This window comes from Pseudoalteromonas sp. PA2MD11 (genome assembly GCF_017808125.1).
Classification (GTDB): Bacteria; Pseudomonadota; Gammaproteobacteria; order Enterobacterales; family Alteromonadaceae; genus Pseudoalteromonas; species Pseudoalteromonas simplex.
The window spans coordinates 174,912-184,735 of record NZ_JADKNF010000003.1; the positions used below are offsets into that span (position 1 = coordinate 174,912).

The 9,824-nt window shown below is 41.3% G+C and carries 10 protein-coding genes and 1 tRNA gene; 6 read left to right on the forward strand and 5 right to left on the reverse strand.

What is annotated here, in order from left to right; translation table 11 throughout:
- The first annotated feature begins 14 nt into the window (after positions 1 to 14).
- Together ISP07_RS05560 and purF are read left to right on the forward strand one after the other, a co-directional pair.
- Positions 15 to 509, forward strand: coding sequence for a CvpA family protein (locus ISP07_RS05560; RefSeq protein ID WP_036969851.1), 495 nt, complete (start codon positions 15 to 17; stop codon positions 507 to 509).
- 18 nt (positions 510 to 527) lie between these two features.
- Positions 528 to 2,054: an amidophosphoribosyltransferase gene (gene purF / locus ISP07_RS05565; protein WP_054553158.1), complete on the forward strand. Its 1,527-nt coding sequence runs from the start codon at positions 528 to 530 to the stop codon at positions 2,052 to 2,054.
- An 82-nt stretch (positions 2,055 to 2,136) separates the two neighbouring features.
- Here the strand turns inward: purF and ISP07_RS05570 are convergent, their stop codons facing one another.
- Positions 2,137 to 2,736 carry a Yip1 family protein gene (locus ISP07_RS05570; protein WP_054553157.1) on the reverse strand — a complete coding sequence of 200 codons (600 nt, stop codon included), beginning with the start codon at positions 2,734 to 2,736 and terminating at the stop codon, positions 2,137 to 2,139.
- Positions 2,737 to 2,966: 230 nt separating this feature from the next.
- Here ISP07_RS05570 and miaE point away from each other — a divergent pair, with 230 nt between their 5' ends.
- Positions 2,967 to 3,725 (forward strand): tRNA isopentenyl-2-thiomethyl-A-37 hydroxylase MiaE, encoded by a 759-nt coding sequence (gene miaE, locus ISP07_RS05575; protein ID WP_209327125.1) that lies wholly within the window; start codon positions 2,967 to 2,969, stop codon positions 3,723 to 3,725.
- A gap of 72 nt (positions 3,726 to 3,797) precedes the next feature.
- Here miaE and ISP07_RS05580 read toward each other — a convergent pair whose 3' ends face one another.
- The 3 genes from ISP07_RS05580 to ISP07_RS05590 all read right to left on the reverse strand — a co-directional run bounded on the left by ISP07_RS05580 (position 3,798) and on the right by ISP07_RS05590 (position 5,921).
- Entirely contained in the window at positions 3,798 to 4,520 is a 723-nt protein-coding gene (locus ISP07_RS05580) for a substrate-binding periplasmic protein (RefSeq protein WP_209327056.1), read from the reverse strand.
- Positions 4,521 to 4,639: 119 nt separating this feature from the next.
- Positions 4,640 to 5,374: a UDP-2,3-diacylglucosamine diphosphatase gene (locus ISP07_RS05585; RefSeq protein ID WP_209327057.1), complete on the reverse strand. Its 735-nt coding sequence runs from the start codon at positions 5,372 to 5,374 to the stop codon at positions 4,640 to 4,642.
- 55 nt (positions 5,375 to 5,429) lie between these two features.
- Positions 5,430 to 5,921 (reverse strand): peptidylprolyl isomerase, encoded by a 492-nt coding sequence (locus ISP07_RS05590; RefSeq protein WP_054562080.1) that lies wholly within the window; start codon positions 5,919 to 5,921, stop codon positions 5,430 to 5,432.
- A gap of 178 nt (positions 5,922 to 6,099) precedes the next feature.
- On the opposite strand from ISP07_RS05590, the gene cysS reads away from it, so the two are divergent.
- Together cysS and ISP07_RS05600 are read left to right on the forward strand one after the other, a co-directional pair.
- A complete protein-coding gene (gene cysS / locus ISP07_RS05595) occupies positions 6,100 to 7,479 on the forward strand; it encodes a cysteine--tRNA ligase (RefSeq protein ID WP_054553153.1) in 1,380 nt (459 codons plus the stop codon).
- A gap of 137 nt (positions 7,480 to 7,616) precedes the next feature.
- Complete coding sequence (locus tag ISP07_RS05600; RefSeq protein ID WP_209327058.1) at positions 7,617 to 8,501, forward strand: DMT family transporter; 885 nt, start codon at positions 7,617 to 7,619, stop codon at positions 8,499 to 8,501.
- Positions 8,502 to 8,551: 50 nt separating this feature from the next.
- On the opposite strand, the gene folD is transcribed toward ISP07_RS05600, so the two are convergent.
- The gene (folD, locus tag ISP07_RS05605) at positions 8,552 to 9,406 is read right to left on the reverse strand and encodes a bifunctional methylenetetrahydrofolate dehydrogenase/methenyltetrahydrofolate cyclohydrolase FolD (protein ID WP_054553151.1); all 855 of its coding nucleotides are present in this window, start codon (positions 9,404 to 9,406) and stop codon (positions 8,552 to 8,554) included.
- A gap of 341 nt (positions 9,407 to 9,747) precedes the next feature.
- On the opposite strand from folD, the gene ISP07_RS05610 reads away from it, so the two are divergent.
- A tRNA-Pro gene (locus ISP07_RS05610) sits at positions 9,748 to 9,824 on the forward strand.

Sequence of the window (9,824 nt, forward strand, 5' to 3'; positions counted from 1 at the left end):
ACTAGTTGGTTCTTATGATCTGGGTTGATTACGCCATACTTGGCATTATTGCACTATCCACTATCATCGGCTTAATACGTGGCTTTGTAAAAGAAGCAATGTCATTAGCTGTATGGGCTGGCGCATTTATCATCTCTAGTTTGTTTTACCAATATTTAGCATCCTTCCTAACAAGTATTTCAGAACCCCTTTTAAGAAATGCAGCCGCAATAGCCATATTATTCTTTGCGACACTCCTGTTGGGTGGGTTACTAAACTATATTTTAGGTGAACTTGTACAACGTACTGGTTTATCTGGCACAGACCGTGTTTTCGGCATAGTGTTTGGTGCTCTTCGTGGCGTGTTGGTCGTAAGCGCGTTACTCTTCTTTCTTGATGCTTTTACCGGTGCACCTAATACGCATTGGTGGGGCAACTCTATTTTGATTCCAGAATTTGGCTTTGTTGTTGAGTGGTTCTTCTCGTACCTCGAAAACAACTCGAGCTTTTTAAATTCTGTAAACCGTTAATCGGCGAGGATAAATTTAATGTGTGGTATCGTTGGCATAGTCGGAACTTCTCCTGTTAATCAGGCGTTATATGACGGCTTAACTGTTTTGCAACACCGCGGTCAAGATGCAGCTGGCATCATTACCATTGAAAACAACACGTTTAGCTTACGTAAAGCCAATGGCCTTGTAAAAGATGTATTTCATACCCGTCATATGAAACGTCTGCAAGGTACAATTGGTATTGGCCATGTTCGCTACCCGACAGCTGGTTCTTCTAGCTCGTCTGAAGCGCAACCTTTCTATGTTAACTCGCCATTTGGTATCGCACTTGCGCACAATGGTAACTTAACAAACGCAGAAGCATTAAAGCAGCAATTATTTTCAGAAGCTCGCCGTCATGTTAATACAACATCTGACTCTGAAATTTTACTTAACATCGTGGCACATGAGTTAAGCAAATCAAATAAGCTAAAACTTGATGCTGAAGATATCTTCACTGCGATTACTGAAGTGAATAATAAAGTAACCGGTGGTTACGCAACGATTGCAATGATCATTGGTCACGGTATTGTTGCGTTTCGTGATCCGAACGGTATTCGCCCATTAGTATTTGGTAAGCGTGAAACTGCAAATGGTACTGAGTACATGTTTGCATCAGAAAGCGTTGCTTTAAAAACAGATGGCTTTGAGTTTGTACGTGACGTTGCACCAGGTGAAGCAATTTACGTAACTGAAGATGGTCAACTTTTCTCACAAGCGTGTGCTGAAAAAGCAACTTACTCGCCGTGTATCTTTGAGTTTGTTTACTTTGCACGCCCAGATTCAACAATTGACCGTATGTCTGTTTATGCAACACGTGTAAACATGGGTACTAAGTTAGGTGAGAAAATCGCACGTGAATGGGCTGACAAAGACATCGACGTGGTTATTCCAATTCCAGAAACATCATGTGACGTAGCACTTGAGATTGCATCAGCCCTTAACCTGCCATACCGCCAAGGTTTTGTTAAAAACCGCTACATTGGCCGTACGTTTATCATGCCAGGCCAAGAAATGCGTAAGAAGTCAGTTCGTCAAAAACTGAATGCCATTGACCGTGAGTTCAAAGGTAAAAACGTATTACTTGTTGATGACTCAATTGTTCGTGGTACAACGTCAGCGCAAATCGTTGAAATGGCCCGAGAGTCAGGTGCGAAGAACGTTTACTTCGCATCAGCAGCGCCAGAGATTCGTTTCCCGAACGTTTACGGGATTGATATGCCATCGGCAGCTGAGCTAATTGCTCATGGCCGTGAAGTTGAAGATATCAACGCCAGCATTGGTGCAGATGGTCTTATCTATCAATCGCTAGATGATTTAATCTCAGCAGTAAGCCAAGAAAACCCAGAAATCACCCGTTTTGAAACATCAGTATTTGATGGTCAATACATCACAGGTGATATCGACCAAGATTACCTAAACCACATTGACCGTTTACGTAATGATTCAGCGAAATCAACTCGTGAAAATGCGATGTCAGCAAGTTTAGAGTTACATAACCAAGAAGAAAACAGTGCTGATTAATCAGCCTTGATTTGATTGGTATAAAAAAGGAGCTTCACAGCTCCTTTTTTGTTTATGGAAAGAAAGGAAAATAACAATGAACTCAAGTAAACATAGGGTGGACAATTCCGTTAGTCCATAAAATAGCTGTCGCAGCTAAAATAATTACCAGTAAAATCAGCCCACAAGTGACTACTGAACTGGCATAGATAAAACCTCGCTCTTCAGGAATGTGCATTAAAATTGGCACCCCTGTGTAGAGTAAGTAAACTGAGTAGGCTAGTGCTACAAGGCCTACGCACACCACAAACCATAGTTCAGGTAAGAATGCCGCAAATGAAGACATAAATACTGGTGTTGCTGTATAAGCTGCAAGTTCTAGGGTTTGTGTAAAGGTGGGTTTTGCACCAAAGGTCACTGCCATCCAATGAGCTAAGTATGCAAGTGCAAACACGCCCGCAATTAGTGCAAAGTACATCGCAACCGCGATAAGTAATGCACTATCATGGGTTAGATATACTGCTTCACCTGCGCCAATACTCCAGCCCAAATAGACTGATGAATAGTAGCCCATGAGTGAAGGGATACAAGCAATTAATAAAATGTGCGATAAGCTATAGCGCAAGCTTTCGTGACGGTTATCAATTGTCTGCCATTCTTCGAGTGGGTGAGCGTATAAGCCCCATAAGTGGTTTAGAATCATAATTATTGCCCCTGTAAAAAAGGAATATGAGCTGTTTTATTTTTGTACAGCTTTGATTAAGTTATGGTTCAGTAATTAAATCTTGTCAAGAAGCTGAAATAATCGATATAGCCGATTAAATGTAACTCTTTAGTGCATATAGAAAATTACTTTGCACTGATGTGGGTCATGGAATGCGGGCTAATTTATGTGATAAAATCGAATTAAGATTTTTGATGAGAAGTTATTCAGTGCCTTATTCTGATTTATTAGCGCCCATTCATTCTTTTTTAAAGTGCGAAACGCCTGATGAGTGGATTGCTGCGGCAACCAAAAAAGAAAACTTAGATGTGGTTTTAATTGATCACCTAATTTGTGAATTAAAAGCAGCTCAGTCTGCGATGTTTTTAATTCGTAAGTATGCAGTTGATAAAGAAAGTAGTGATGCGTTGCTTGAGTGGTTAAAACCCTTTGAAACGCTTGTTTATAAGCGTGAAGGTGATTGGCGAGAGCTTGCAGATAAAAACAAGCTGACTAAATCAATGATCCCAAAATCGAATTCACCTTACGGGCAAGACCTTATCGATAAAATGGTGATGCTTATAAAAGAAGAGCTCCATCACTTTTATCAAGTGCTTGAGATCATGGATGAATACGGCATTGAATATAAAAGCATTACCCCATGTCGTTATGCCAAAGGGATGCTGCGCCATGTAAAAACTTACGAGCCTGACGCTTTGGTTGATAAGTTAATTATCGGTGCTTACATCGAAGCCCGCTCATGCGAACGGTTTGCTAAATTAGCCCCGCATGTTGATAAGCGCTTAGGTGATTTTTATATTTCATTATTGCGCTCTGAAGCGCGTCATTACCAAGACTATTTAACTCTTGCACAAGAAATCAGTGAGTTTGATATTACTGAGCGCGTGGCATTTTTTGGTCAGCTTGAAGCTGAGCTTATATCAACTCCTGACGAAGACTTTAAATTTCATAGTGGTGTGCCAGCTTAGGTAAGCTTTTTTGAGTACCTATGTATTACAAGTAAGCTCAGTTCCTTAAAATTTGAATTCTTATTACCGCAACTAGCGCAGGTTTCTGCTTAATAATTGAGTTAATTGACGAGTCTGCTCGTCAGTAAACTCATAGCTTTGAAGAATTTCTTCTAGTTCACCTGAAGCAACAATCGCTTTTAGACCTAAATGTAAACTACGTTGAAATTGCTTTGCTTGGGGATGATTTTTGTCGCTGATCACGTGTAAATTTTGCGTAGCTAAAGTCGGGGTAATATATTCAACTTCTACTTGCTTTGCTTGTTGTAACCGCTCGCTGTTGCTGAGCCAATACAAAGCGACTTCTTTTGTGCCTGCAACTAAATCAACGCGGCCATGTTTTAGTAGTAATAAGCTATCAATTAAGCTGTCAGTGGTTGTTACAGTAAGCTCTGGGTGTTGTTCAAACTCTGGGCTAACTGCATAGTCTTCTCCTTTACTAATCGTATAGGGTTTTAGTGAATATAGTGAGCCAGTAAAAGTTATCTCGCTGCCTGCGCGTTTAAAAAGTACTGTGTGAGCTGTCGCAATAGGTTGTGAATAAATAAAGCTTCGCGTTCTTAACTCAGTATAATAAGCCCCGAGTACTGCCACACGTCTATGTCGTTTTGCCAGTTTTAATGCTCGAGCCCATTGAGTATATTCGATAGAGGCTTTTTGATTTTGTGTTTTCAGTGCTGCAATGATCACTTCATGAAGCCAGCCAGGCTTGTGTTGTTCACCAATAAAATAGGGTGGGAATGGTTCAGTGACCAATTGCCAAGTTTGGCAGTGGACTGAAAAGCTGAACAGTAAACAGCAACAGAAAAAGCTTAATCGGTTCATAAACAGAGAAGGTATTTAACATTACTGTTACAGCATAGTTAAAAATACGCTTATTTAAAGGGCGTATGGACTAGTTTTTGCTGCGCTTGAGTAGCTCTTAAGTATGAACCTTGTTCATACCAGTCACCCAGTACAGTGCGGGTTAGCGTTTTACCATTTATATTATAGTGATGCACATTGGGGCGGTGGGTATGACCGTGGATCATATTAGCAACCTGATGCTTTTCAAACATGGCTAGTACTGCATCTTCAGTTACATCTAGGATTTCTAACGCTTTGCCAGCTTGGCTTTGTTTTGATTTTTCACGGGCGTTGCGGGCAATCTTTTTGCGATACCAAAGCGGCATAGCAAGCATTAATTTTGGCCACCACCAACCACGGCTTTTTTTACGAAACTTTTGATACTCAATATCTTGAGTGCACATTTCATCACCGTGCAAGATAACTGTTGGGGTACCGTATAAATCAATAACAACTTGTTCTGGTAATAGAGTCATACTTGCGCTTTTTGCATAGCCTTCTCGCATAATAAAATCGCGATTGCCATGAATAAAAAACACCTCAGTACCACTTTCACTGACTTGGCTTAAACGTGCGGCAACACTCTTTGAAAGATCAGTTTGGTAATCATCACCGACCCATACTTCAAAAAAGTCACCCAAAATATACAGCGCATCAACGTCATCATTAATAATCTTGCTATCAAGAAAATCAAAAAATGCCGCAGTGATGTCGGGGCGGTTTTCTGTTAAATGGAGATCGGCAATAAAATAACTTTGATTCATGGTTACTCGCAAAAAAGCGGGCAACAGGCCCGCTTAAAAAGACTAAACGATTAAATTAGCTAACCGTTACTTTTTCGATGATGACATCTTCAAGAGGTACGTCTTGGTGGAAACCCGCGCTGCCAGTAGCAACACCTTTGATTTTGTTTACCACGTCCATACCTTCAACAACTTCTGCGAACACGCAGTAGCCCCAGCCTTGTGATGTTTCACTGCTGAAGTTTAAGAAGTCATTGTCGTTAACGTTAATAAAGAACTGCGCAGTTGCTGAGTGTGGATCCGGCGTACGTGCCATTGCTAATGTGCCTACTTTATTCGCAAGGCCATTGTTTGCTTCGTTTTCGATAGGGTTGTTTACTTCTTTTTGAACCATACCAGGCTCAAAACCACCGCCTTGTACCATAAAACCATCAATTACACGGTGAAAAATAGTGCCGTTGTAAAAGCCAGCGTTTGCATACTCTAAGAAGTTTTTAACAGTGTTTGGTGCATCGCTTTCGTGCATCTTGATAGTGATGTCACCAAAGTTTGTGTGTAGTACAACCATGAGGTTTCCTATATTCAGGTTTAATAATGGGGCTATTTTATAGTAGTTGCCTTGGATTAACAAAGAGCTTGTTTAAAACGGTTAACAAAGTGCTTATTCAATTGATAAAGCGCTAGAGCAGCGGCTTTGCAAGTGTTACCATAGAGAATCTCGAAACACCGTTAAGGACATTTTATAAATGGTACAAATTTACAACACACTTACGCGACAAAAAGAGCAGTTTAAACCCCTTGTTGATGGCAAAATCGACATGTACGTGTGTGGTATCACCATTTATGATTACTGTCACATTGGTCATGCGCGTACTTTCGTTGGTTTTGACGTGATTGTTCGTTACCTACGTCACATTGGTTACGATTTAAAATATGTTCGTAACATCACTGATGTTGACGACAAAATCATTAAGCGTGCAAACGAAAATGGTGAGTCAATTAATGATTTAACGACTCGTATGACCAAAGCAATGCATGAAGATTTCGACAGCTTAAATATGCTGCGTCCGGATGTTGAGCCTACAGTAACAAACCATATGGATGAAATCATCGCGATGGTTGAGCGTCTAATTGCCAAAGGCCATGCGTATGTTGCTGCAGATGGTGATGTATTGTTTGACGTATCAACCTTTGAGCAATATGGTGCTTTATCACAACAAGACCTAACCATGCTACAGGCTGGTTCACGTGTTGAAGTTGCACAAGATAAGCAAGATCCACTTGATTTCGTGCTTTGGAAAAAAGCCAAGCCAGAAGAGCCGTCATGGTCTTCACCATGGGGTGAGGGTCGTCCTGGTTGGCATATCGAATGTTCGGCAATGAGCTCTAAGCACTTAGGTGAACATTTTGATATTCATGGTGGCGGTTCAGATTTACAGTTCCCGCACCATGAAAACGAAATTGCTCAGTCATGCTGTGCAAATAACGGCAAATACGTAAATACGTGGATCCACACGGGTATGGTACAGGTCAATAAAGAGAAGATGTCTAAGTCATTAAACAACTTCTTTACCGTACGTGATGTGTTAAAAGAGTACGATGCTGAGTCAGTGCGTTACTTCTTAATTTCAGGTCATTACCGTAGCCAGCTTAACTATTCGCAAGAAAACCTTGAGCAAGCACGTTCGTCACTTGAACGTATTTACACTGCACTGCGCGGCGTAACACCAATCGAATGTGACTTAGCTAGCAATGAATATGTGGCTAAATTCAGAAAAGCGATGGATGATGACTTTAACACCCCTGAAGCACTACCCGTGTTATTTGAATTAGCAAAAGAGCTAAATCGTGTTAAAGACAGCGATGCAGAGCAAGCAGGTAAGCTCGCTTATGTACTACGCAGTGTTGCTGAGGTACTAGGTGTTGCACAACAAGACCCAGAGGCCTTTTTACAAGGTGGCCAAGCTGACGACGAAGTAGCACACATCGAAGCGTTAATAGCAAAACGTAATGAAGCCCGCGCAAACAAAGATTGGGCGGCAGCTGATGAAGCCCGCGATGCATTGAATGCACTTGGTGTGGTACTCGAGGATTCTGCTGGTAAAACAACATGGCGTAAAGCCTAAGTATCCATCGAAAGATAACTCATTAAAAAAGGTTGCCAACGAGGCAACCTTTTTTGTTTTTAATTAGATATAGCTATTGACCTCAACTTTACTTGAGGTTTTACCTTGCCATCTCTTCGTATTAACAAGGATAGACATTGAATATTTTACTTGCCATGATCCCCGCCTTTTTATGGGGCACCACCTATGCAGTGACCAAATATGCCACACCTGATTGGCCGCCACTTTTATTAGGCGCATTGCGTGCATTACCTGCAGGGTTATTACTTTTATTGCTTAAACCTAGTTTGCCAACCCGTTCGCAGTGGCCAAGTTTGTTAACGCTAGGTGCGGTGAATATCGCGTTGTTTTTTGCCTTTATTTTTATCATGGCAGTAAACCTTCCTGCAGCTATAGCTGGGGTAGGGATGGTGTCTGTGCCGGTTGTGGCTTTGATATATGCTTGGCTTACTAAAGGACAGCGCCCTGCAAAAATTCAAGCATTCTGTGCTATGGCGCTGGTGGTATTGGCATGGTTGTTGTTTGACCCAGCACACGTGTCATTAAATGTATTGGGAGTGGCCGCTTTATTTGGAGCCTTACTGACTATTGTGATTGGTAGCACCTTGGTACAGAGTTTGTCGGTGCATATTCATTGGTGGGTTGTGCTTACCTGGCAGTTAATCATTGGCGGCACTATTTTATTATTGGCTGCGTTTATTGATGGCAGTTTACTTCACCCAGAACAATACCAAGTGGTATTTGAGCCTATCTCAGCGCTGCAATATTCGGCATTATTTTGGTTAATCGTGCCCAATACTGCCATCGCTTATATTCTGTATGTTTGGTTATTAGGACGCATGACTGTAGCTGAGTTTTCATTCGGAACGATAGCTAACCCAATTGCGGGAATCGTATGCGCTGTTTTACTCATAAACGAACAATATCAAGACTGGCAATACCTATTGATGTTTATGATGATTGTGTTTTCAGTGCTCCCCCAGATGTTAAAGCTCAGACTGTTCAAACTACAAAAAACTTAAAATCAAAAAAGGCTGCCAATTGGCAGCCTTTTGGAATAATTTAGCTCTTCTTAGCTGTGGTACTTTTCACACGCTTCAAGGGTGTTTTCGATTAAGCTTGCCACAGTCATTGGACCAACACCACCTGGTACTGGTGTAATGAAATGTGCTTTTTGTTCAGCGATATCGTATTCAACATCACCAACAAGCTTGCCAGATTCAAGGCGGTTAATACCTACATCGATTACGATAGCACCTTCTTTAACCCAATCACCCGGAATAAACTCAGGTTTACCCACCGCTACAACTAATAAATCGGCGCGGCGAACATGCGTTTCTAAATCTTGAGTAAACTTATGACAAACCGTTGTTGTACAGCCTGCAAGTAAAAGCTCAAGTGACATAGGACGACCAACAATGTTTGATGCACCAACAACAACTGCGTGCATACCCTTGTAGCGAACACCGGTAGAGTCGAGTAGGGTGATAATCCCTTTTGGCGTACAAGGACGAAGTGCCGGCATACGCTGAGCTAAACGACCAATGTTATAAGGGTGGAAACCATCAACATCTTTATGTGGTGTGATGCGTTCAAGAATTTTTTCAGCATCAAGACCTTGTGGTAAAGGTAACTGTACTAGAATACCGTCTACTTCTTTGTCTTCGTTTAGTTGATCTATTAATGCAAGTAAATCTTGCTCAGTTGTGTCGCCAGGTAAATCGTAAGACTTAGATACAAAGCCGACTTCTTCACATGCTTTACGTTTAGAACCAACATACACTTGGCTAGCTGGATCTTGACCAACTAACACAACTGCTAGTCCTGGAGCGCGTAATCCATTCGCTACACGCTCTGCAACTCGCTCTGCTACATTGCTGCGTACTTGTTTAGCTATTGCCTTACCATCGATGATGTTTGCCGTCATGGGTGACCTTTAATTGGGGTTAGTTAACTTGATACTGATACATCTAAATATGATTATCCAATAAAGGGGGCGTGGATACACAAATCATGTTTGTTTGATCATATTTATTTATGTTGCGTATTTTCGCAGAAAAGCATCATAGCGCCAAGATGCAATCTTATATAAAGCGCTACTTTATAAAAAAGAGTTCAAATTTTAGCTTATATTTGCAATATTTAACCATTATGAACTAAAAGTGACCGATTGAATTATTTTCTTAAAAAAATGTTTGACCTGACTCGGTCAAATCACTATTATGCACCCCGTTGTTAACGAGGTCACTCGCAAACAACAGTAAGCATCGGCGATTAGCGCAGTTTGGTAGCGCACTTGGTTTGGGTCCAAGGGGTCGCAGGTTCAAATCCTGCATCGCCGACCA